13 protein-coding genes and 1 pseudogene are annotated in these 22,452 nt (G+C 73.9%); 7 read left to right on the plus strand and 7 right to left on the minus strand.

Going from position 1 to position 22,452, the window contains the following annotated elements; genetic code table 11:
• Positions 1 to 3: 3 nt before the first annotated feature.
• The 5 genes from QP939_RS44075 to QP939_RS44095 form a co-directional block, all read right to left on the minus strand.
• Positions 4 to 1,587 carry an acyl-CoA carboxylase subunit beta gene (locus QP939_RS44075; RefSeq protein WP_285452780.1) on the minus strand — a complete coding sequence of 528 codons (1,584 nt, stop codon included), beginning with the start codon at positions 1,585 to 1,587 and terminating at the stop codon, positions 4 to 6.
• Positions 1,584 to 7,976: a type I polyketide synthase gene (locus QP939_RS44080; RefSeq protein ID WP_285452781.1), complete on the minus strand. Its 6,393-nt coding sequence runs from the start codon at positions 7,974 to 7,976 to the stop codon at positions 1,584 to 1,586. The genes QP939_RS44075 and QP939_RS44080 overlap by 4 nt, the downstream gene beginning before the upstream one ends.
• Positions 7,973 to 9,679, minus strand: coding sequence for a fatty acyl-AMP ligase (locus QP939_RS44085; RefSeq protein WP_285452782.1), 1,707 nt, complete (start codon positions 9,677 to 9,679; stop codon positions 7,973 to 7,975). The genes QP939_RS44080 and QP939_RS44085 overlap by 4 nt, the downstream gene beginning before the upstream one ends.
• Positions 9,680 to 9,771: 92 nt before the next feature.
• The gene (locus QP939_RS44090) at positions 9,772 to 11,169 is read right to left on the minus strand and encodes an MFS transporter (RefSeq protein ID WP_285452783.1); all 1,398 of its coding nucleotides are present in this window, start codon (positions 11,167 to 11,169) and stop codon (positions 9,772 to 9,774) included.
• Complete coding sequence (locus QP939_RS44095; RefSeq protein ID WP_285459986.1) at positions 11,166 to 13,154, minus strand: MMPL family transporter; 1,989 nt, start codon at positions 13,152 to 13,154, stop codon at positions 11,166 to 11,168. The genes QP939_RS44090 and QP939_RS44095 overlap by 4 nt, the downstream gene beginning before the upstream one ends.
• Before the next feature lie 241 nt (positions 13,155 to 13,395).
• On the opposite strand from QP939_RS44095, the gene QP939_RS44100 reads away from it, so the two are divergent.
• The 3 genes from QP939_RS44100 (at position 13,396) to QP939_RS44110 (ending at position 16,515) form a co-directional block, all read left to right on the plus strand.
• Complete coding sequence (locus tag QP939_RS44100; protein WP_285452784.1) at positions 13,396 to 14,628, plus strand: PucR-like N-terminal domain-containing protein; 1,233 nt, start codon at positions 13,396 to 13,398, stop codon at positions 14,626 to 14,628.
• Positions 14,629 to 14,693: 65 nt separating this feature from the next.
• Entirely contained in the window at positions 14,694 to 15,752 is a 1,059-nt protein-coding gene (locus QP939_RS44105; RefSeq protein ID WP_285452785.1) for an aldose epimerase family protein, read from the plus strand.
• Between the two features lie 49 nt (positions 15,753 to 15,801).
• A complete protein-coding gene (locus QP939_RS44110; RefSeq protein WP_285452786.1) occupies positions 15,802 to 16,515 on the plus strand; it encodes a transporter substrate-binding domain-containing protein in 714 nt (237 codons plus the stop codon).
• Position 16,516: 1 nt separating this feature from the next.
• Here QP939_RS44110 and QP939_RS44115 read toward each other — a convergent pair whose 3' ends face one another.
• On the minus strand, positions 16,517 to 17,410 hold the full coding sequence (locus QP939_RS44115) for a LysR family transcriptional regulator (protein ID WP_285452787.1): 894 nt from the start codon (positions 17,408 to 17,410) through the stop codon (positions 16,517 to 16,519).
• A 73-nt stretch (positions 17,411 to 17,483) separates the two neighbouring features.
• Here QP939_RS44115 and QP939_RS44120 point away from each other — a divergent pair, with 73 nt between their 5' ends.
• From QP939_RS44120 to QP939_RS44135, 4 genes are read left to right on the plus strand one after another with little or no spacing between them, the layout of a single operon-like run.
• Entirely contained in the window at positions 17,484 to 18,599 is a 1,116-nt protein-coding gene (locus QP939_RS44120) for an EamA family transporter (protein WP_285452788.1), read from the plus strand.
• Positions 18,532 to 19,065 carry a sensor domain-containing protein gene (locus QP939_RS44125; RefSeq protein WP_285452789.1) on the plus strand — a complete coding sequence of 178 codons (534 nt, stop codon included), beginning with the start codon at positions 18,532 to 18,534 and terminating at the stop codon, positions 19,063 to 19,065. Before QP939_RS44120 ends, QP939_RS44125 begins: the two co-directional genes overlap by 68 nt.
• Positions 19,062 to 21,011: a nucleic acid/nucleotide deaminase domain-containing protein gene (locus QP939_RS44130; RefSeq protein WP_285452790.1), complete on the plus strand. Its 1,950-nt coding sequence runs from the start codon at positions 19,062 to 19,064 to the stop codon at positions 21,009 to 21,011. Before QP939_RS44125 ends, QP939_RS44130 begins: the two co-directional genes overlap by 4 nt.
• Positions 21,012 to 21,024: 13 nt before the next feature.
• Positions 21,025 to 21,465 carry a hypothetical protein gene (locus QP939_RS44135; protein WP_285452791.1) on the plus strand — a complete coding sequence of 147 codons (441 nt, stop codon included), beginning with the start codon at positions 21,025 to 21,027 and terminating at the stop codon, positions 21,463 to 21,465.
• On the opposite strand, the pseudogene QP939_RS52050 reads toward QP939_RS44135, so the two are convergent.
• Positions 21,462 to 22,413: pseudogene (locus QP939_RS52050) on the minus strand (TIGR03557 family F420-dependent LLM class oxidoreductase). The gene QP939_RS44135 and the pseudogene QP939_RS52050 overlap by 4 nt on opposite strands.
• Between the last annotated feature and the right edge of the window lie 39 nt (positions 22,414 to 22,452).

Genomic DNA, 22,452 nt, shown 5'->3' on the forward strand with positions numbered 1-22,452 from the left:
TCCTTACAGGGGGATGTTCCCGTGCTTCTTGGCCGGCAGGGTCTGGCGCTTGGTGCGCAGCGTCCGCAGGGCCCGCGCCACCTGCAGCCGCGTCTGTGACGGCGTGACGACCTGGTCGACGTAGCCGCGTTCGGCGGCCTGGTACGGCCCGGTGTGGCGGTCGCGGTACTCCTCGGTGAGCCGGCGGCGGGCGGCCTCCCGGTCTTCGGGCGGCAGCTCGGCCAGCTCGCGCCGGTAGAGCACCCGGACCGCGCCCTCCGCGCCCATCACGGCGATCTCCGCGGTGGGCCAGGCCATGGTGACGTCGGCGCCGAGGTGCTTGGATCCCATCACCGCGTAACCGCCGCCGTAGGCCTTGCGCACCACCACGGTCACCTTCGGCACGGTCGCCTCGGCGTAGGCGTAGATCAGCTTGGCGCCGCGGCGGATGATGCCGCCGCGTTCCTGGGCGGTGCCGGGCAGGTAGCCGGGGACGTCGGCGAGGGTGAGCAGCGGGATGCCGAAGGCGTCGCAGAAGCGCACGAACCGCGCGGCCTTTTCGGACGCGTCGATGTCGATCACGCCGGCCTGGTGCCGCGGCTGGTTCGCCACGACGCCGACCGAGCGGCCCTGCACCCGGCCGAACGCGCAGAACATGTTGGGCGCGAAAGCGCTGTGCACCTCGGTGAACTCGCCGTCGTCGACCAGCCGGGCGATCAGCTCGGTCATGTCGTAGGTCCGGTGCGGCGAGTCGGGCACGAGCCGGTCCAGCTCGAGGTCGGCCGGGGTGACGACCGGGCTGGTGTCGTCGGCGTACTCCGGGGCGGGGTCGAGGTTGTTCGAAGGCAGGTAGCCGAGCAGGGTCTGCACCCACTCGATGGCGTCCTCCTCGTCGGCCGCCCGGTGGTGGGCGTTGCCGGCGACCTCGCTCTGCACGGCGGCGCCGCCGAGCTCCTGCGCGGTGACCCGCTCCCCGGTGACGGCGTGCACGACGTCCGGGCCGGTCACGAACATGTGCGACGTCCGGTCGACCATCACGGTGAAGTCGGTGATCGCGGGCGCGTAGACGGCACCACCCGCGCACGGCCCCATGATCATCGAGATCTGCGGGACGACCCCGGAGGCGTGCGCGTTGCGGCGCCCGAGCTCGGCGTAGTAGGCGAGCGAGACGACGCCTTCCTGGATGCGGGCGCCGCCGGAGTCGTTGATCCCGACGACCGGGCAGCCGATGGTCATGGCCAGGTCCATCACCTTGAGGACCTTCTCGCCGGAGACCTCGCCCATGCTGCCGCCGAAGACGCTGAAGTCCTGGGAGAAGACGCAGACCTGCCGCCCGTCGACGGTGCCGTGCCCGGTGACGACGCCGTCGCCCCACGGCCGGTTGGCGTCCATCCCGAACTCGGCGCACCGGTGCCGGGCGAACTGGTCGAGCTCCACGAAGGACCCGGGGTCGAGCAGCAGCCCGATCCGTTCGCGCGCGGTGAGCTTGCCCTTGGCGTGCTGCCGGTCGACGGCCCGCTTTTCGGCGATCCGCACGACCTCGTCCTGGCGAGCCGCGAGGTCGGCGATCCGGAAGGCCGTGGTCGGGGTCAGGTCTTCGAGCGTCATCGGGTCCCCTTCCCCACGGGCGAGGCGAGGCGCGCGGCCAAGGCGTCCGCGAGCACCGCCACGTGCGGCGGGTCGATCATCGACACGTGGTCGCCCGGCACCCGCACCACCTCGAGCCCCTCGCAGTACTCGTCCCAGCCCAGCGCGTCGTCGGTGCGCAGGTAGCGCGGGTCGAGGGCGGTCGTCAGCGGGTGCGGATCCTTGGCCCGCAACAGCAGCACGCGTCCGCCGTAAGGCTCCGGCGTGTACCGCTCGGCGACCCGCGCGTCCACATAGGACTCGTACTGGTGGCGCAGGACGCCCTGGCCCATGTCCGGCACGCGTTCGGCGAGCCGGTCCACGACCCACCGGATCTGCCCGTGCTCGTTCAGCCCGGCGAGCTCCGCCCGCGGCACCTCGAACGGCACGCCGTACGTCCGCGAGACGTGCTCGGCGAACCGGTCGAACCGCTCCAGCAGCAGCTCTTCCACCGGTTTCCCGGGCGCGGGCAGCGGCAGGATGGAGTCGATCAGGAACACCAGCTCGACGGGTTCGCCCAGCCGCCGGGCGGTCTCGTAGGCCAGGCAGCCGCCGAACGACCAGCCGCCGAGCCGGTACGGACCGTGCGGCTGGATTTCGCGGACGAGTTCCGCGTAGCACGCGGCCTTGGCCTCGACGGTGTCCTCGTCGTCGATGCGTTCGAACCCGTACACCGGCTGGCCTTCCGGCAGGAGCCGGACGAGTTCGCGGTAGACGCTGGTCGGGCCGCCCGCCGGGTGGAAGAGGAACAGCGGTTCGGCGACGCCGTCGCGCAGCAGCCGGACGGGCCCGCCGCCGTGGCCTTCCAGCTCCGCGCGGAGCAGGTCGGCCATCGCCGCGACGGTCGGTGTGGCGAAAAGTTCGTCGAGTGGCGGCACGCCGCCGAGCTGTTCGGCGAACACCGCACGGAGTCGCCGCGCGCGTTCGGGGTCGCCGCCCGCCGCGAAGAAGTCGTCGTGCACGCCGGGTTCCGCGCCGCCCAGCTCGGCTTGCCAGTGGCGGGCGACCCAGCGCTCGGCGGGATCGCGGGGGCCGGTCGCGGCGCGGACGGCTATCTCGGAGCTGCCGAACCCGGCTTCCTCGGCGAGGTGGGCGGCGAGTTCGGTCAGGGTGGCGCCGCGCAAGAGCAGCGGGATCGGGAGCGGCAGCCCGAAATCGCGTTCGACCGCGCCACGGGCCCGCATCGCCGAGAGCGAGTCGAGGCCGAGGTGGGTGAGCGGGACGTTCCGGTCGACCTCGGCGTAGCCCAGCAGCCCGGCGACGAGCCCGGCCAGGTGGTCGGTGATCGCGGCGCGGGCGGTCTCTGGGGAGCTGGTGCGCAATGCCGCCATGCCGTCCCAAGTGGAGGGTTCGGTCCGCGGGGCGAAGAGGGTGAAGAACGGCCGCTCGGCCAGGCGAGGGAAGAGGTCAAGGACGGTCTCGGCGTTGACGCGGGCTACGCCGGTCGCCGCGCGGTCGCGGGCCAGGACGGCTTCCAAGGCAGCGAGGGCTTCCTCGGTGCCGAGGGGGTCGAGCACGGGGTTGCGCGATGCGGCCGTGCTGCCGGTGGCCCGCACCGGGCTGCGCGACCCGGCCGACGGATCAGCGCCGCCGACCGCAGCCCGCTCGGAACTGCCCGACCCCGCCGACACGCCCGCGCCACCGCCGACCTCGGCCGCCGAACTACGGTCCCGGGTCGAAGCCGCGTCGGCTACGGCGCCCGCCTCACCCCAGGCACCCCACGCGATCGTCGCTGCCGGGAGGCCCTGGGCTCGGCGCCATGCCACCAATGCGTCGGTCCACGCGTTCGCCGTCGCGTACGCCGCCTGCCCCGGTGAGCCGAACAGCGCCGCCGCCGATGAATACACCAGCCACCAGTCCAGGTCGTGCCCGGCCGTTGCCTCGTGCAGTCGCCATGCGCCCAGCGCCTTCGGCCGCCACACCGCGTCGAGCGACTCACCGTCCACCGTGATCGCCGCCCCATCCGCCAGCACCCCGGCCGCGTGCAACACCCCGCGCAGCGGCACGCCACCTTCGACAGCCGCCGCGACCAGGGCTTCCGCCGTCCCGGGGTCGGCGATGTCGCCCGGCACCACCCGGACCTCGACGCCCAGGTCACCCGGGTCGGCGGCGCGGCGGCTGTTCAGCACCAGCCGCGTCGCGCCCCGCTCCGCCAGCCACCGCGCCGCGACGCGCCCGAGGCCGCCGAGCCCTCCCGTGAGGATGTACGCGCCGTCGCGGACCGGCTCGCGCACCGGGTCGCCGAGCCGCGGACGCGCCAGCGCGCGGGTGTACCGGACGCCTTCGCGCCAGGCGACTTCGTCGTCCGGGCCGTCCGCGCGGACCTCGTCCCGCAGCTGCCCGGTCCACAGCCGCGCCGGGTCCGGACCGGCGTCGAAGTCGACCAGGCTCACGCGGAGTTCCGGGTGTTCGAACGCCAGCACCCGCACGAAGCCACGCAACGCGGCGAGGCCGGGGTCACCCCGTTCGCCGGGCTCGACGCTCTGCGCCCCCGCCGTGACCAGCCACAACCGCGGCGGCACCGGCAGTTCGGCCAGCTCGGCCACCACCCCGGACAGCGTCTCGACCAGCCGCGCGGCCCGGTCCGGGTCAGGTTCGGCCGGGCCGCCGAGCAGGGCGAGCACCGCGGTCGTTTCCCCGTCGCGCAGGGACTTCGCGACGGGGTTGCCGAGGGGCACGGTTTCCGCGTCGAGACCGGGGTCTTCGTCGGCCAGCACGATCCAGCGGTCGTCGTGCCGGGCAGCGGGCGGCAGTTCGGCCTGCTGCCAGGCGGCTTCGAAGAGCAGGCGTTCGACGGCCGCGTCGCGGAACCGGCGGCAGTAGACGTCACGGAACTCGACCAGGACGGCACCGTCGGCGTCGACGAGCTGGACGCTCCCGAGCAGGCCGTCGCCGGAGTCGTCGACCGAGCCGAGGACGGCGTCCACGCGCACGCCGCGACGCGGCTCCCCGGCGACGACGACTTCGCCCACGGTCAGCGGCAGGTAGAGCGCGTCCGCCTCCCCGACGGCCGCGGCCAGCGCGTGCAGGCATGCGTCGGCGAGGGCCGGGTACAGGGTGTAGGCGGGGTGGTCGGCGCCGGGCAGGGCGATCGTCGCCGACGCGCGGCCGTCCGCGGCGACGACGTTCCGGAGACCGCGGAACGCCGGACCGTAGTCCTGCCCCAGCTCGCCGAGCACCCGGTAGAGGTCGACCGGCTCGCCGGTGGCCGCGCCGAAGGGTGCCGACGGCGTGCCGCCGGACCCGATCCGCGCGGTGGCGTGCCGGACCCACACGCCGTTTTTGGCGTGGACGCTCAGCTCGGTGCCGGTGAGCGTGGTCGTCACCTCGGTGTGCTCGGCGAGCGGCAGGACCTCCCGCAGTTCGAGGTCGCGGACGTGCCCGCCGCCGGTGGCGAGGGCCAGTTCGAGGAATCCGGTGGCCGGGAACACCGGTTCGCCGTGGACGGTGTGGTCGGCCAGCCACGGCAGGGCCGCGGTGCCGACGTCGGCGCGCCACAGGTGGGTGCCGCCGCCCGGCTGTTCGATGTGGACACCCAGGAGCGGGTGCGCACCCCCGGTTCGCTGAACTGGCCGGGGCCAGAAGCGTTCGTGCCGCCAGACGGGGCCGGGCAGGGTGACCGGCGGCGTCTGCGGGCGAGCTGTGAGGACGCGGTGGCCGCGGACGTGCAGCCGGGCGAGGCTGGTCAGGAAGGCGGTCCGCTCGTCGACTTTGCGGCTGCCGGACGCCAGGGCGAGGGCCCGCGCGCCCGTGGTCTGTTCGATCGCGGCGAGGGCGACGGGGTGCGGCGAGATTTCGGCGAAGACGGCGTGCCCGTCCGCGGCCGCGGCTTCGAGGGCCTGGCTGAACCGCACCGGGCGGCGCAGGTTGGCGGCCCAGTACTCGACGTCGAAGGCGGGCGTCTCGCGCGGATCGTCGAGAACGCTGGTGTAGCACGGGATTTCGAGCTTCCGCGGGGTGAGGTGGCCGAGTTCGGCCCGGAACCGGCCGAGGACGGCGTCGACGGCGGCGGAGTGCCCGGCCCCGCGGACCGGCAGCCGCCGCGCGAGTCTGCCGAGGCGTTCGGCGTGCTCGACGAGGGCGTCGACGTGTCGGGCGGGTCCGCTGACTGTGCACTGGGTAGGTGACGCGTACACGGCGACGGTGACTTCGGGGAACTCGGCGAGTTCGTGTGCGGAGAGTTCGACGACGGCCATCGCGCCTTCGCCGCCCTGGTCGAGTTCGCCGAGCAGGCGTGCGCGGGTGGCCATGACGTTCAGCCCGTCGGCGACGTCGAGGGCCCCGGCGAAAACGGCGGCGGCGACCTCGCCCATCGAGTGCCCGAGCACGGCGGCGGGGGTGACACCGTGGGCGCGCCAGAGCCCGGCGAGGGCGAGTTGCGTGCCGAAGAGGGCGAGCTGGGTGGTGGCGAGGTCCGGCGAGTCGTGCTCGAGGGCTTCGCGCAGGGTGAACCCGGTTCCGGCGTGGAAGACGGGATCGAGCGCATCGACTTCGGCGCGGAAGGCGGGCTCGGAGCGAAGGAAGGCGCTGCCCATTCCGGGCCAGTGCGAGCCGTAACCGGAGAAGACGAAGACGACGCCATCGGTGGAGTTCTCACGGGACTCTCCGACGAGACCGCGTCCGGCGGCCAGCTCGCGCAGACCCGCGACCACCTCGTCCCGGCTCTCGCCCACCACCGCCCCGCGCACCGGCAGGTGGTCCCGCCGATGCGCCAGCGTCGCCGCCACCGCGTCGAGCGGCGTCGGCTCCTTCTCGAGCCAGTCCGCCAGCTCCGCCGCCCGCTCCCCCAGCACCTCCGAAGACCGGGCCGACAACGCGAACACCTGCGGAGCCGACTCGCCGGCCCGCGGTGGGAACGAAGCCGCGGGCCACTCCTCCAGCACCACGTGCGCGTTCGTCCCGCCGAATCCGAACGCCGAGACCCCCGCGCGCGCCGTCCCCGAATACCGTGGCCAGTCCGTCGGCTCCGCCACCACCCGCAGCCCGGTGAAGTCGATGTGCGGGTTCGGCTCTCCGATGTGGAGGCTCGGCGGCAGCCGCCGGTGGGTCATCGCCAAGACCACCTTGAGCAGCCCGGTGATCCCGGCCGCGCCCTCGAGGTGGCCCACGTTGCTCTTGACCGACCCCAGCAGCAGCGGCCGTCCGGGTTCGCGGTCGCCTAGGACGTTCGCGAGCGCCCCCGCCTCCAACGGGTCACCCAGGGGCGTGCCTGTCCCGTGCGACTCGACATAATCCACAGTGGACGGCTCGACCCCGGACGCCGCGTAGGCGTCGCGCAGCAACGCCGCCTGGGCCGCCGGGTTCGGGGCCGTCAAGCCGTTGGAGCGGCCATCGGAGTTCACCGCGCTGCCGCGGATCAGCGCCAGCACCCGGTCGCCGTCGCGGCGCGCCACCCGCAACGGCTTCAGCACCACCACTCCACACCCCTCGCCGCGGACGATGCCGTCGGCCGCCGCCGCGAACGGCTTGCAGCGGCCGTCCGCCGCCAGGACGCCCGCGCGGTGGAAGCCCGCCGTGATGCCCGGCGACAGCAGCACGTTCACCCCGGCCGCCAGCGCGAGCGCGCTCTCCCCGCGCCGCAGGCTCTGCACCGCCTGGTGCACCGCGACCAGCGAAGACGAGCACGCCGTGTCGAGCGTCAGGCTGGGTCCGCGCAGGTCGAGCAGGTACGACAGCCGGTTCGCGGCGATGCTCGCCGCCGCGCCCGTGCCGGACCAGACGTCGACGCCCGCGACGTCGGTCATCGTCAGGGAGCCGTACTCGGTCGCCGACAGCCCGACGAACACGCCGGTCCGGCTGCCCCGCAGCGACGACGGCGGGATCCCGGCGTGCTCCAGCGCCGCCCACGTCACCTCGAGCAGGATCCGCTGCTGCGGGTCCATCGCCTCGGCCTCGCGCGGCGTGATGCCGAAGAACGCGGCGTCGAACCCGGCGACGTCGCCGAGGAACCCGCCCTTCGACGGCAGGCCCGCCAGGGCTTCAGCGGGCGCGAACGTCTCCCACCGGCCTTCGGGGACGTCGCCGATCGCATCCCCGCCGGACGCGAGGAACCGCCAGAACGCCTCCGGTGACTCGATCCCGCCCGGCAGGCGGCAGCCGAGCCCGACGACCGCGATCGGTTCCCCGGCCGCGGGCTCCGGCGGCGGCGCCACCTCGCCGGACTCCACTGTGGACAGGTGGTCCGCGAGCGCGGTGATCGTCGGGTACTCCCAGACCAGCGTCACCGGGAGCGAGCGGCCGACGAACCGGCCCAGGTCGGCGGCGAGCACCGTCGCGTCCCGTGAGGACAGTCCCAGCTCCTGCAGCGGCCGGTCCGGGTCGCTCTCGCCGACCCGCGCGACGAGCCAGGCCCGGATCTCCGCCGCGTTCACGCGAGCCGCCGCGCGGTCAGCGAACCGTCCAGATAGGACTCGCGGCACCGGGCGCGGCTGATCTTGCCGCTCGACGTGCGCGGGACCTCGCCCGGTTCGAGGAAGACGACGTCGTGCAGGCGCAACCCGTGTCCCGCCGACACGGCCGCCCGCACCGCGGCGGTCACCGCGGCGATGCCGACGTCGGTGTCCTTGGCGCGTTCCAGCACGACGACCGCGGTTTCCCCGGCGTCGCCGTCGATCGCGAACGCCGCGGCCGAGTGCGGCCGCACGCCCGGGTGCTCCTCGACGGTCTGCTCGATGTCCTGCGGGTAGTGGTTGCGGCCGTCGACGACGACCAGGTCCTTCAGCCGCCCGGTGACGAACAGCTCGCCGTCGAAGACCACGCCGAGGTCACCGGTCGCGAGCCAGCCCTCGCCGGTGTCCGGGTCGAGCGGTGGCAGGTTGAACGTCGCGGCCGACGGCTGTCCCCAGTAGCCGCGGCCGACGTTCGGGCCGCTGACCCGGATCTCGCCGACTTCGCCGGGCGCGGCGGCTTCGCCGGTCACCGGGTCGGTGATCCGCACACGCTGCCCGGCCGGGCGGCCGCACGAGACGAGCGTGGTGCCCGACGCGGCGGGCTCCGCGAATCCGGCGGCGAGCCGGTCCCGGTCGAATGTGACCTGCCGGGGCGGTTTCCCGGCGTCGGTGACCGAAACGAGCACCGTAGCTTCGGCCAGGCCGTAGGACGACCGGTGGACCTCCGGCCGCAACCCGCAGGCACCGAACGCGTCCTGGAACTTCGCGATCGTGGCGGGCAGCACCGGCTCGCTGCCGTTGATCAGCGAAACGACCCGACTCAGCTCGAGGTAGGCCTTCTCGGCCTCGGTGACGCGGGAAGCGCAGTAGCCGTAGGCGAAATTGGGGGCCGCGCTGATCGCGCCGGGGCTGGCCGAGAGCGCGCGCAGCCACCGGGCGGGCTGTTCGAGGAACGCCACCGGGTCCATCAGCACGGAAGCCAGCCCGGCCGCCATCGGCGCGCCGATGCCGAGGATCAGCCCCATGTCGTGGAACAGCGGCAGCCAGCTGACCGTCGACGTCGTCCGGGATTCGGCGCCGTAGGCGGTGCACGCCTGGCGGGCGTTGGCGAGCACGTTGCGGTGGGTCAGCACGACCCCGGCGGGCGAACGCGTGGAACCCGACGTGTACTGCAGGTACGCGGGCGCGTCGGGGTCGGGCGCGGGCCACTCGCGCGGCTCGGCCGCGGGCAGCGCGTCCACGGCGATGACCGCCGGCGCGGCGGTGAAGTCCCGGACCGCGTCGAACTCGGCGGCGATGGTGAGCACGACGCGCGGGGCGCAGTCGGCGAGGGCGGCGGCGAGCCGGCCCGCGTGCCCGGGCAGGCCGGGCGGGAACAGCGGCACGGCGACGAACCCGGCGCGGATCGCCCCGAGGAACGCGACGACGTACTCGGCCGACTGTCCGGCGAGGACGGCGGCGCGCTCCCCCGGCTCGGCGACCGCGGTGAGCCGCGCGGCCACCGCACTGACGCGCTCGTCGAGCTCGCGCCAGGTGAGCGTGTCCGCCCGGCCGTCCGCGGTGGTCCGGTGGTCCAGGTGGGTCACCGCGGCTTCGTCGCCGAAGACGCGCGCCCAGCGGCTCAGCAGCGTCGCGAACGACTCGGTTTCGCGGGTGACGGGAAGCGGCTCGGAAATGGTTTCCATGGCTCCTCGCAGATAGCGTTTACCGGCGCAGTGAAAAGCAGGCCGGGGAAGGTTGTCAATCAAGGGATCTCGCATGCTCACGCGGAAACGGATTACGGCACCGCGCGTTTGTCACGCGGCGACGAGGTCTCGGACGGCGGCGCCCGCAACACGCGCACGGCCAGGAGCGCGCCGCCGAGCGTCAGCCCGGCCGCGGCGAGCAACCCGGCCGTGTAGCCCCCGGCGAGCGCCGTCCCGGCCGGGGCGCCCGCGTCGAGCCGCATCGAGCGCACCGCCGTCAGCACGGCCCCGATCAGCGCGACGCCCAGCGCGCTCGACAGCTCGCGGGACGCGGTGAGCAGCCCCGACGCCGTCCCGGAATGCCGCTCGGCGACGACGTCGAGGGCGTGCGACGTCAGGGGGACGGTGAACGCCGACCCCGCGCCGATCAGCACCAGTCCCGGGGTGCGCGGGAGGATCGCCGGGACGTGGTTCACCGCGGCCAGCGCGAACAGCCCGGCGGCGACCACGGCCAGCCCCGCGCCGACGGTCCGGTGCGGCCCCCACGCGGCCACGGCCCGCGGCACGAGCGGCGTCGCGGCCGCCACCGCGACGGCGACCAGCACCAACGGCAACGCGGCGCCGACCGGGCCGAGCCCGAGGAACTCCTGGTGCAGCAACGGCGTGAAGAAGAAGACGCCCGAAACTCCCAGGCCCCACAACAATTGCACGACGAGCGAACCGGCGAACACCCGGTTCTTCGTGAGTTCCGGCGGGACCAGGCGGGTCCGCGCGTGCCGCTCCCGGAGCAGGAACGCCCCACCGAGCGCGATACCCGCGGCGAGCAGCGGCGACGTGGTCGCGGCCCGCGGCTCGACGAGGGCCGCGGTGAGCAGGACCAGGCTCGCCGTCACGACGACCATGGGGGCGGTGGCCGGACGCGGGCCGCCGGGGTCGCGCCCGCGCGAGGTGGTGGCGGGCAGCAGGACGAGCATCGCCGCGACGAACGGAAGGTTGACGAAGAAGATCCAGCTCCAGCCCAGGGAAGCGCACAGGATGCCGCCGACGGCCGGCCCGAGGGCGAGCGCGGCGGCGAGGCACGCGGTCCAGATCGCGGCGCCGAGGGTCCGGCCGCGCGCGTCGAGGTTCGTGCGCAGCATGCTCAGCAGGCCGGGCACCAGGAAAGCGGCGGCCATGCCCTGGACCACCCGGGCGGCGACGAGCAGCCACGCGGTTTCGGCGAACCCGCCCGCGGCCGCCCCGGCGCCGAACGCGGCCAGCCCGCCCAGGAGGGTCGCCCGCCTGCCCCACCGGTCGATCAGGGTGCCCGCGACCAGCAGTAATCCGGCGAACGGCAGCATGTAGCCGAGCGCGACCCACTGCAGGGTGCCGAGATCGAGGGCGAGGTCACGGGCGATGGAAGGAGCGCCCGCCGCGACGATGGTGTTGTCGAGAGTGGTGACGAACGCGCCGAGCGCGATCATGACGAGGGTCGAGGTCCGGCGGGTCATCGCCTGCTCCACTGCACCTCGCGCCGGACACGCCGCACCGCTCGCCGCCGGGGGAACCACCAGTTCGCGTCGCCCAGCCGGGCCATCACCGCGGGCACCAGCACGCACCGGACCACGACCGCGTCCAGGAGCACCGCCACCGTCAACCCCACCCCGGCCTCGCGCACCGCGCGCGCGTCCACGAACGCGAACGACACGAACACCAGCGCCATGATCAGCGCCGCCGCCGTGATCGTCCGGCCGGTCGCCGCCACGCCGTCGATGACCGCCGCCCGGGTGTCGCCGTGGCGGCGCCATGCTTCCTGGATCCGGGCGATCAAGAACACCTCGTAGTCCATCGACAGCCCGAACAGCCCCGCGAACAGGAACACCGGCAAGTACGGCTCGATCGGGGCGCCGAACGCGTACACCACCGCACCCGTCGTCGCGGCCGCCGTCAGCAGGTTCATCGCCGCCGCCGTCACCGGGATCAGCATGCTGCGGAACACCCACGCCAGCAGCAGCACCGAAATCCCGACGACCGCCGCGAGGAACAGCGGCAGCCGTTCGGTGATCGCCGCCGAGAAGTCGGCGCGGGTCGCGACCAGCCCGCCGACGTGCGTGTCCGGGCCACCCACCGTCGTCGCCAGCGCCCGGGTCCAGGTCAGCAGCTCGTCGGTCGCCGGGTCGCCGGGCGCCGTGCGCGGGACCACCGTGAGCAGCCAGCCGCCGGGCACCGGGGTCGGCGGGCCGACGTCGGCCCTGGCCAGCAGCGCCTCGCGGAGCGTGCCGAGCGACGGGTCGCCGGTGCCCACCACCAGCAGCGGGACACCCGCTCCCGGGCCGAACCCGTCGTCCAGCAGTTCGGCGGCGGTCTTGGTGACGCTGCCGGGCGGGTCTTGGGTGGCGTCCGGCACGCCGAGCTGCAACCCGGTCATCGGCAGCGCGAGCACCGCCACGACGACCAGCGCCGCGAGCGTGTACGGTCCCGGCCGCGCCGTCACCGAGCGGGCGAGCCGCGCCCAGCGGCCGTCGCTCCCGTCCGCCCGGACGCGCATCCGGCGGGCGACCGGCCGGAGCAGCGCGGGCAGCAGCGTCACCGCGGCCGCCGCGGTCAGCAGCACGGAAACCGCGGCGGCGACGGCGATCCCGTCGAGGAACGCCAGCCCGACGGTCAGCAGCCCGGCCAGCGAGACGCACACGGTCACCCCGGCGAAGACCACACTGCGGCCCGACGTCGCCGCCGCGGCGGCCAGCGCGGGCGCCGGTTCCGCGCCGTCCCGGCGGGCCTGCCGGTAGCGGGTCAGCACGAACAACGCGTAGTCGACGCCGACGCCGAGACCCAGCAACGCGGCGATTTCGGTGCTGATCTTCGGCATCGTCATGACGTGCGACACCAGCGTGACGACGGCGAGCGCGCAGCCCACCGAAACCAATGCGGTGAGGATCGGCAGCAGCACGCAGGCCACCGAGCCGAAAGCGACCAGCAGCACGAGGGCGGCGGCGAGCAGGCCGATCGCGGCGTTGCCCAGGTTCGGCGCGGCCGTCGTCATCGCGGCGAGCTCGCCGGACGCCCCGGCGGTCAGGCCGTCGGCGTCGCGGACGACGGCCGCGAGCGCGTCGGCCGTCGCCTGCCCGAGGTCGCCCGCCGGCGCGTCGAACCGGACGGTGAGCACCGCTGTGTGCCGGTCGCTGGAGATCCGGCCCGGCGTCGGGCTCACCGCCACGACGTGCGGGAGCGCCGCCAGCCGCGTCGCGAGCGTGTCGAGCCGGGCGCGGCCCACGCCGGTGTCGAGCGGGCCGTCCGGTGAGTGGGCGACGAGGCTTTCTTCGGCTCCGGTGCCGCGCAACAGGTTCGCCGCGGCCGTGCTGTCCGCGGCGGGCAGATCCACCGTGTCGCGGAAAGCCGCGCCCTCGTGCAGCGCGGCCAACCCCAGCCCGCCGAGCGCTACCAGCCACAGCACGACGACGATCCCGGCGCGCCGGAAGCACCACGAAACGAGCATCGTCACTTGATCACGCTAACAACGGAAAGGCGCGCGAAGATACCGTCCAGCCTGACAAATCGACGGGCGAAAACCCTTGCGCCCGTGAGTGTTCCGTCGGTTGTCGGGCGCGTGACAATCTTCGTCGCGCGCATTGGTCCGCGCGTGACAGAACCCCCACCCCGCAAAGTGGTGGCGGTTGCCAATCTCGTTTCCGTGTGAGTACATGACGTCCCGCGACGACGCCGGAAAGGGGTGCGCCATGGCCCGGACGATCACGATCCCGCCGCCGCGGGACGCCGGCCGGGCGCGGCAGCTGTGGTATTCGCTGCCCACCGAACTCGCGCGGCGGTTCCGGCCGCACGCCGACCCGCTTTCGCGGCGGATCCTGGAAGAGGTCCAGCGGGCCGTGCCCGAATACGCCAAGCCCCTCGAAGGCGAGTTCGGCAAGATGATCGTGCTGGCGATCGAGCAGGCGGTTGTCAGCTGCATCGACAGCATCGACGATCCGCTGTCCACAGAGGACAACTGGCCGAAGCTGTTCGTGGAGGTCGGCAAGCGCGTCCACCACGACGGCGGCAGCCTCAACTCGCTGCAGGCCGCCTACCGCGCGGGCGGCCGCGCGGCGTGGCGGTACATCGCCGAGCTCGGGCAGGCCCACCGCTTCCCGGCGGCCGTGCTGTGCGTCGGCGCGGAAGCCATTTTCGCTTATGTCGACGAGATTTCCTCGTACTCGGTCGAGGGGTACACGCTGGCGCAGGCGATGGCGACCGGCACGCTCGAACGCCGGAGACGCCGCCTGCTCGAACTGCTGCTGGCCGACCCGCCGTCGTCCCCGGCCGCGATCGCGACCACGGCGAAGGCCGCGAACTGGGCCATGCCCGAGCGGGTCGCCGTCGTCGCGCTCGACCCGCGGGCCGAGCAGCACCTGACCCCGGCCCCGCAGGTCGCCGACGACGTCCTGCTCGACCTCGAAGGCCCCGAACCCTGCCTGCTGACGCCGAACCCGGACCGGGACTTGCGCGGTCTCGAAGGCCGGCTGCCGGGCTGGCGCGCGGCGGTCGGGCCGCGGGTCCGCCCGGCCGACGCGGCGACGTCGCTGCGGTGGGCGCGCCGCACGCTCGACCTGGTCCGCCGCGGCCTGGTCGGCGACGGCCCGGTGACGCACACGGCCGACCACCTCGCGACGCACTGGCTGCTGCTGGACCGGTTCCTGCTGGACGAGCTGTCGGCGAAGACGCTGGCGCCCTTCGCGGAGCTCACGGTGAAGCAGCGGACGCGCCTGGCGGAGACCCTGCTGAGCTGGCTGGAGCACAACGGGAACACCCCGGACATCGCGCAGGCGCTGGGCATCCACCCGCAGACCGTGCGGTACCGGGTGAGCCAGCTGAGCGACCTCTTCGGCGAGCGGCTGAGCGACCCGGCGCAGCGGCTGGAGATCCAGATGACGCTGCGGGCGCACCAGCTCCTGGGCACGCGGCCCGGCGAGGACTGACGGACCCTTGACCGCGAGCCGGGTTCTCCGCCAAGCTGTTAACGCTAACAGTGGAGGACGCGCCGATGCCCCGTACCGAACTCACCCGTGAGCTCTTCGGCCGCGTCGGCGGCACCGACGTCCACCGCTACACGCTGGCCCGGGACGGCGGGATCACCGTCCGGATCCTCGACTACGGCGGGGTCGTCCAGTCGCTCGAAGCGCCGGACCGCTCGGGGCGGCGCGCCGACGTCGTCCTCGGCTATCCCGACCTCGACGGCTACGTCGCGAACAACCGGCCAGGCGCGCCGCGGGTCTTCCTCGGCGCGGTGATCGGCCGGTACGCCAACCGGATCGCGGGCGGCGCGTTCGCCCTCGACGGCGTCCTGCACCGGGTGCCGGTGAACGACGGGAAGAACAGCCTGCACGGCGGCCCGGCCGGGTTCGACACGCGGGTGTGGTCCGCGGCCGAGGTGCCCGGCGGCCTGCGGCTGACGCTGGTCAGCCCGGACGGCGACCAGGGCTACCCCGGGCAGCTCACCACCGAGGTGACCTACCGCCTCGACGCGCGCGGCCGGCTCGTCCTCACCTACCGCGCGACCACGGACGCGCCGACGGTCGTCAACCTGACCAACCACACGTACTGGAACCTGGCGGGCACCGGCGACGTCCACGACCACCGGCTGGCGATCGCCGCGAGCCGCTACTGCCCCACCGACGAGAACCTGATCCCGGCGGGCGACCCGGTCCCGGTCGACGGCACGCCGTTCGACTTCCGCGCGCCGGAGCGGATCGGCGCCCGGCTCGGCGAATCCGACCCCCAGCTGGCGATCGGCTCCGGCTACGACCACAACTGGGTGCTCGACGACGACGCGCCGTTCGCCGCGCGGGCGTGGGAGCCGGCGTCCGGCCGCCTGCTCACGATGTGGACGACCGAGCCAGGGGTGCAGTTCTACTCGGGCAACTACCTCGGCGCCGACGGCCGCCCGCACCACCGCGGCGCCGGGTTCGCACTGGAAGCCCAGCACTTCCCGGACTCGCCGAACCGGCCGGACTTCCCGAGCACCGTGCTGCGGCCCGGCGAGGTCTACCACCAGGAAACGGTCTTCGCCCTGTCCACGGCGGACCGGTTTCCGGTGGCGTGAGCAACACTCGGGCCGCGAAGCCGGGTCCGCGCGGTTACCCTCGCCGGTCATGGGAGACCTTTCCGCCGTCGCCGCGGACCTCGCGCCGGGTGGCACGCTGCGCGCCGCCATCAACCTCGGCAACCCGGTGCTCGCCCACGGCACTCCGGACGAACCGGGCGGCGTGACGGTCGACATCGCGCGCGAAGTGGCCGCGCGGCTCGACGTTCCGGCCGAGCTGGTCTGCTTCGACGCGGCCCGGAAGTCGTTCGAGGCACTGACCTCGGACGCGGCCGACCTGTGCTTCCTGGCGATCGAACCGGCCCGCGCGGCCTCGGTCGCCTTCACCGCGCCGTACGTCGTCATCGAGGGTGTGTTCGTGGCGCCGGTGGATTCGCCGTTCCGGGCACCGGCCGACGTCGATCGGCCAGGCGTCCGGATCGGCGTCAAGCAGGGCTCGGCCTACGACCTGTTCCTGACTCGGACCCTCGAGCACGCGACGGTGGTCCGCGGCGAGGACGGCGTGGTCGCGTTCGAGGAGGGCGGACTCGAGGTGGCCGCCGGGATCCGGCAGCCGATGACCGCCTACGCCGCCGCGCACCCGGGAACGCGGGTGATCGACGAGCGGTTCATGCGCATCGAGCAGGCGGTCGGCACGTCCCCGGACCGGCGCCCGGAGACGCTCGCCTTCCTGCGCGACCTCGTCGAAGAGCTGAAGGGGAACGGGTTCGTCGCCGACGCCCTGCGCCGCGCGAACCAGCCGGACGCCACGGTCGCGGACTGAATCAGCCCGACACCGCCCGCAACGCCGCCAAACCCCGTGCCACCACGGGATGTCCGGCACTGCCGCGGCGCACGTACGCCGAGATCCGGCGGGACGGCCGCGGCTCGCCGGCCAGCGTCAGGCGCCGGACGGGGTGGGCCGCCGGGATCGGCACCATCCGCGGCAGCAGGCAGACACCGAGCCCGGCGGCGACCGTCGCGGACACCGCGTACCACTCCTTCACCTGGTGGCCGACCCGCGGCGTGAACCCGGCGGCCGCGCAGGCGGCGAGCAGCACGGCGTAGGTGTCGTTGTCGCGGGCCTTGACCACCCAGCTCTCCCCGGCCGCTTCGGCGAGCCCGATCCGGCGTCGCCGCGCCAGCGGGTGCCCGCGCCGCACCAGCAGGTCCAGGCGATCGTCGAGCAGGAACGACGGCTCGAACCGCGGGTCGTCGGCCGGCGGGACGTCCGGTGTCGGCAGGACGACGGCGATGTCGGCCTCGCCGGTGAGCAGGGCGTCGAAGCAGTCCTTCGTTTCTTCTTCGGCGATCCGCAGCTCGACGCCCTGGTCGTGCAGTGCCCCCGCGGCCGGGGCGACCAGCGCCGCGATCGCCGAAGACACCCCGCAAACGCGTAACGCTCCGCCCTCGCCGTCCTTGAACGCCGCCAGCGCGGCCCGGGTCTCCTCCCAGCGCGCGTGCAGGTCGTCGGCGTGGGCCAGGAGGGCTTCCGCGGCGGGGGTGAGCCGGACGCGGCGGCCCTCGTGACTCAGCAGTTCGACGTCCAGTTCCCTGGCCAGCAGCCGGATCTGCTGCGACACCGCCGACGGCGTCAGGTGCAGGGACGCGGCGGCCGCGGTCACGGTGCCGCGGGCGGCGAGCACCCGCAGGACCTGCAGCCGTCGCAAGTCGATCATTCAGTCGATTCTACAAGGTATTGGCCGAATATTGTCGATGGACGTACAAGCTTTGACGGCGCAGGGTCGAGGTATGCGCATTCCCGCCCCGGCGTTGGTCGTCGCGAGCGTGCTGAGCCTCGAGACCGGGCAGGCGTTCGGCAAGAGCCTCTTCGCCGAGGTGAGCCCGGCCGGGGTGGTGACGTCGCGGCTCGGTCTCGCGGCGGCGATCCTGCTCGCCGTCACCCGGCCCCGGCTGCCGCGGGGCCCGCGCGAAACGGTGCTGGTGCTCGGTTTCGGCACCGCCATCGCCGGGATGAACCTGGTCTACCCCGCGTTGCGGTTCCTGCCCGTCGGGACGGCGAGCACGATCCAGCAACTCGGCCCGCTCGCGCTCGCGGTGGCGGGTCGCCGTGGGATCGGGTTCGCCCTCCTCGCCGGGCTCGGCCTGTGGCTGGTGAACGACCCGGCGAGCGCCGGGTTGCCGGGTCCGGGCGTGGCACTCGCGGCGACGTCGGCCGCCTCGATGGCCGCCTACCTGCTGCTGAGCAAGCGGTCCGCCGATGGTGGCACGGGACTCGGTGCGCTCGCGCTCGCGCTCGGCTGGGCGACCGCGTTGTGGGCGCCCGCCGGAATCGCCCAGAACGGCGGGGAGTTCCTGCGGCCGCCCGTGCTGCTCGCCGGGCTCGCGGTGGCGATCCTGACGGCGGTCTTCCCGTACTCGCTGGAATTCACCGCGTTGCGCCGGGTGCGCGCCCGGACGGTCAGCGCGTTGGTGGGCCTCGAACCCGCGGTCGCCGCGGTGGCGGGAATGGTGGTGCTGGGCGAAATCCTGACCCCGCGGGCCTGGCTCGGCGTCGCCTGCGTCGTGACCGCGGCCATCGCGCTCAGCCGGCCACGGCAGCCTCGCGTTTCATCGCGATTTCATCGACTCCTGCGACGCTCACGGCTCACCGCCGCGAGACGAGGGGGCAGCGATGGCGACGGAAGAACCGACCGGCCGGTGGCGAGCCCTCGTCGCCACCCGGCGGCGCCGGTGGGTGGCCGCCGGGGTCGTGGCCGTTCTCGTCGGCGCGGGGGTCACCTGGTGGGTCTTCGGATCCCGGATCCGCGGCGCGATCCCGGGGACCGTCGAGGCGAGCGTGCTGACCGCCGAGGAGACCAGCGTCGTCCTCGGCACTTCCCTGCTCGCCGAGACCAGCGCCAGTGAACCGCCGTCCGCGCTGACGGCCGAACCCCCGGCCTGCTCCGTCGCCGTCGGGCCCGCCACCCAAGCCGTCTACGGCACCGCCTGGACGGCCTTCCGGTCCGTCGCCTACCAGGACTCCGCCGACGTCGCCGACCACACCGTCACCCAGACCGTCGCCCGGTACCCGGAGCCGTCCGACGCGGCCGCCGTCTTCCGGGTCCTGACCGACGGGCTGGCGAACTGCCCCGCCGCGGTCCGCACCGACCCGTTGCGCGGCGAGTCGACCTGGGCCTACGAGGTCGCGGCGTCGGGACCGGAATCCCTGGCCTGGAGCGCGATCCAGGACGCGGGCGACGGCTGGGCGTGCCACCGCCAGGCCCGCGTGAAGGGCACGACGGTGCTGCAGGTTTCGGTCTGCCAAGCGGGCGACGGCGCACCGCTCGCGGCCCAGCTGGCCGACCGGGTCGCGAGCCGGGTCGAGCCGTGATCCGCCGCGTGCTCGGCGTCGTCCTCGCCGGGGTTCTGCTCCTTTCCGGCACTCCGGCCGTCGCGGACCCGCCCGTCCACCTCGACGCACCGGCCGCGCCCGCGCTCCTCAGCCCCGGGCCGCAGTACCCGGCGGGGCTCAACTCCCGCATCGTCGCCTACGACCAGCGGGCCTCGGCCCTGCCCCAGCAAGCACGGCAGCTCAACGCCGAAGAGCAAGCCCTCAACCAGCGGGAACGCACGTACCAGGGCAAACTCGACGGCTACAACTCCCGCGGCGCGGCGGCGAAGCAGCGGCTGGACTCGATCGACCAGCGCGGCACCGCGCTCAAGCAGCGGATCGACGCGCACAACGCGGCCCCGCACCAGTTCCTGCTCCCCCAGCAGGCGGCGCAGTCGCGCGCGTACGACGCCGAGGCGTCCCAGCTGCGCGGTGAACAAGCGCAACTGACCAGTGAGCTCGACCAGCTGCGCACCGAGAAGTCCGCTTTGGACTCCGAAAAGTCCCAGCTGGACAGCGAAAGCTCGCAACTTCGGGACGCGAAGCAGCAGCACGACGACCAAGCCCGCACCTGGCAGGACCAAGACCGGCAGCTGCGTGCCGAAGGTCTGCGGCTGCTCGGCGAAATGGCGGCCGCGCAGGCGCATCCGCCCGTTTCCGCGGCGCCGCCCCGGGTTTCGGGTGGGGACGCGCTCCGGCCGCCGGCGCGCGCCGAGCAAGCGCGAGACACCGGCGGCGACCGCGCGTCGCCGGTGGCCGACACGGCCGCCCTCCGCGACTACGCGGCGAAGAACGGCGTCGACGTCATCCCGCGCCAGGTCACCGCGCGGCTGGCGCCGGACTCCGTCGCGAAGCTGCCGCCGGGCAGCACCCAGCTGTCCGGGGTCTTCGACGGGCTGGCCCGCAAACTGGACGGGAACTACACCGCGCTCGAGACCCAGCCCGCCGCCGTCGAACGCGGTGCCGGGCAACGGGCCTTCGACGACGCCATCCGCCACGGCGGACGGGCCGAGGTGCTCCTCGACGGCGAGCGGGTCACCGTCGACGAGGTCCGGCAGGCGCCGTCCCCGGCCGCGGCCCGGCCCGCGGACTGCCCGGCGCCGAACAGCTTCGTGCCGGGCACCCTGGTGGTGCTGGCCGACGGGACCACCCGGCCGATCGAGCGGGTCGGCCCGGGCACCCTGGTCCGCGCGACCGACCCGGTCACCGGCACGACGTCCGGGAAGCCGGTGCTCAGCCGGATCACCGGCGAGGGCCGCAAGCTCCTGGAGCGGGTGACCGTCACCGACGGGACGCGCGGCGGCGTGCTCACCGCGACGTCGGGCCACCCCTTCTGGGACCCCGCCCGGCGAGCCTGGGTCGAGGCCCGGGACCTGCGCGCGGGCGAGCCACTGTCCGGCGGGCTCCGCGTCGCGGAAACCGTGCCGTACCCGGCGTTCCTGACCGTCCACAACCTCGTCGTCGCCGACGTCCACACCTACTGGGTGGCCGCGGACGGCCTGCTCGTCCTCGTCCACAACGGCTGCGACGGCCAGATCGGGTACAACAGCGACGAAATCAGCCACGTCGCCTACACCGCGCGCGTCGCGAGAGGCCTCGAGTTCCGGCCGGGGCGGAACGTCGCGGTCGCCCGTGTGCCCGGCCTGGGCGATCCCAAGACCGGCGACTTCGTGGTCGGGGTCAGCAAGTCCGTCGAGAAGGGGACCAAGTGGCACGCCGAGGACGACATCCTCGACCAGCTCGCGGCGAAGGGCATCGACCCGAAGAAGATCACGGAGTTCTACAGTGAGCGCAAGCCGTGCGCCGCGTGCGGGCCGATGCTCGACGACGCGCTCGCGCCGGGCACCCCGGTCAAGTGGAGTGTCTACTACGACCAGAACAGCGCCGTGCGGAAGGCGGCGAAGGAGATCCTGGCGATGTTCATCCTGCAGGCCGGCGGCCGCTGACCGGAGGCACCTGATGACCGAAACTCCCCGCGTCCCGCCCGAAGTGCTCGCCCGGCGGACCGAACTCGGCGCCCGCGTGGTCGCCGAACTGCACCGCGCGGGCCTGCCCGCCTACCTGCGGACCCGCGAAACGCCCGCACAGGCCGGGGCCGAAGTCGTCGTCGACGACCTCGCGGCCGAAGAAGGCGGCGGCGTCACCGTCGAGTGGCACCCCGACCCCGGTCTCCGGCTCGCCGCGCTCGGCGTGTCCCCCGGCGACGACGCCCCCGAGCGCGCCGCGACGGCGTTGGCCGGCATCGGCCGCACCGGCGTGGTCCCGGACGGCCTCCGGCACGCCGACGAAATCGGCGCGCACATGCAGCGGGCCCTCATCGGGATCCTCGTCTCCGCGGGCCTCGACGCGCGCGACCTCGGCGACGAGGACGACCCCCACGTCGTGCGGGTCGGCGGCTAGAGCCGCGGCAGCACCTGGGTGCGCCAGGCCTCGAAGAATTTCTCCTGGTCGGGGCCGATCTGCTGGACGTAGACCTCGTCGAATCCGGCGTCGGCGAACTCGCGCACGGCGGCGACGTGCCGGTCGGCGTCCGGGCCGCACGGGAACTGCTCGCGCACCATGTCCTCGGTCACCAGGCTCGCGGCGGCCTCGTAGTCGGCGGGCCTGGGCAGGATCGACGGCAGCTGGCCGTCCAGGAGCTCGTTGCGCCACAACCGGTGCGCGGTGCGGACACCGTCCTCTTCGGAATCGGCCCAGCACACCTTCAGCCCGCCCTGCACCGGGCGGTCGCCCCCGCCGGCTTCGCGGTACCGGCGCACCAATTCGGCGTCCGGCATCACGGTGCAGAAGCCGTCGCCCGCGCGGGCGGCCAGGTCGGTGGCCGTCGGCCCGAACGCCGAGACGTAGATCGGCACGGGCTCTTCGGGCACGGTGTAGAGCCGGGCGTGGTCGACGGTGTAGTACCGGCCGCGGTGGTTGACCTCCTTGCCGGTGTGCAGCTTCCGGATGACGTCGATCGCCTCTTCGAGCATCTCCAGCCGCACCCGCGGCGGCGGCCACTGCCCCCCCCGTGACGTGCTCGTTCAGCGCCTCCCCGGTCCCGACACCGAGGACGAACCGGCCCTCGAACTGAACCGCCGCGGTGGCGGCCGCGTGCGCGACGATCGCCGGGTGCGTGCGGATGATCGGGCACGTCACCGCGGTCGAGATCGGCAGCGACGTCACCTCGCTGAGCGCGCCCAGCACGGACCACACGAACGGGCTGTTGCCCTGCTCGTCGAGCCAGGGGTGGAAGTGGTCGGAGATCCAGAGCCGCTCGAACCCGGCGGACTCGGCGAGCCGGGCCTGCCGGACCAGCTCACGCGGGGAAAACTCCTCGGACGACAGGAAGTAGCCGACACTCACCATGCCCAGGGGCTACCACGGGCGCGCGCGGCGAAACGTCGG

The sequence above is a fragment of the Amycolatopsis nalaikhensis genome (genome assembly GCF_030264295.1).
Classification (GTDB): Bacteria; Actinomycetota; Actinomycetes; order Mycobacteriales; family Pseudonocardiaceae; genus Amycolatopsis; species Amycolatopsis nalaikhensis.

Bases quoted from the DNA above. Each gene is read 5' to 3' on its own strand.
- QP939_RS44105 (WP_285452785.1), top strand. From the start codon at position 14,694: ATGCCCCGTACCGAACTCACCCGTGAGCTCTTCGGCCGCGTCGGCGGC.
- QP939_RS44085 (WP_285452782.1), bottom strand. From the start codon at position 9,679: ATGGAAACCATTTCCGAGCCGCTTCCCGTCACCCGCGAAACCGAGTCG.
- QP939_RS44120 (WP_285452788.1), top strand. From the start codon at position 17,484: ATGCGCATTCCCGCCCCGGCGTTGGTCGTCGCGAGCGTGCTGAGCCTC.
- QP939_RS44090 (WP_285452783.1), bottom strand. From the start codon at position 11,169: ATGACCCGCCGGACCTCGACCCTCGTCATGATCGCGCTCGGCGCGTTC.
- QP939_RS44115 (WP_285452787.1), bottom strand. From the start codon at position 17,410: ATGATCGACTTGCGACGGCTGCAGGTCCTGCGGGTGCTCGCCGCCCGC.
- QP939_RS44135 (WP_285452791.1), top strand. From the start codon at position 21,025: ATGACCGAAACTCCCCGCGTCCCGCCCGAAGTGCTCGCCCGGCGGACC.
- QP939_RS44110 (WP_285452786.1), top strand. From the start codon at position 15,802: ATGGGAGACCTTTCCGCCGTCGCCGCGGACCTCGCGCCGGGTGGCACG.
- QP939_RS44075 (WP_285452780.1), bottom strand. From the start codon at position 1,587: ATGACGCTCGAAGACCTGACCCCGACCACGGCCTTCCGGATCGCCGAC.
- QP939_RS44095 (WP_285459986.1), bottom strand. From the start codon at position 13,154: ATGCTCGTTTCGTGGTGCTTCCGGCGCGCCGGGATCGTCGTCGTGCTG.
- QP939_RS44100 (WP_285452784.1), top strand. From the start codon at position 13,396: ATGGCCCGGACGATCACGATCCCGCCGCCGCGGGACGCCGGCCGGGCG.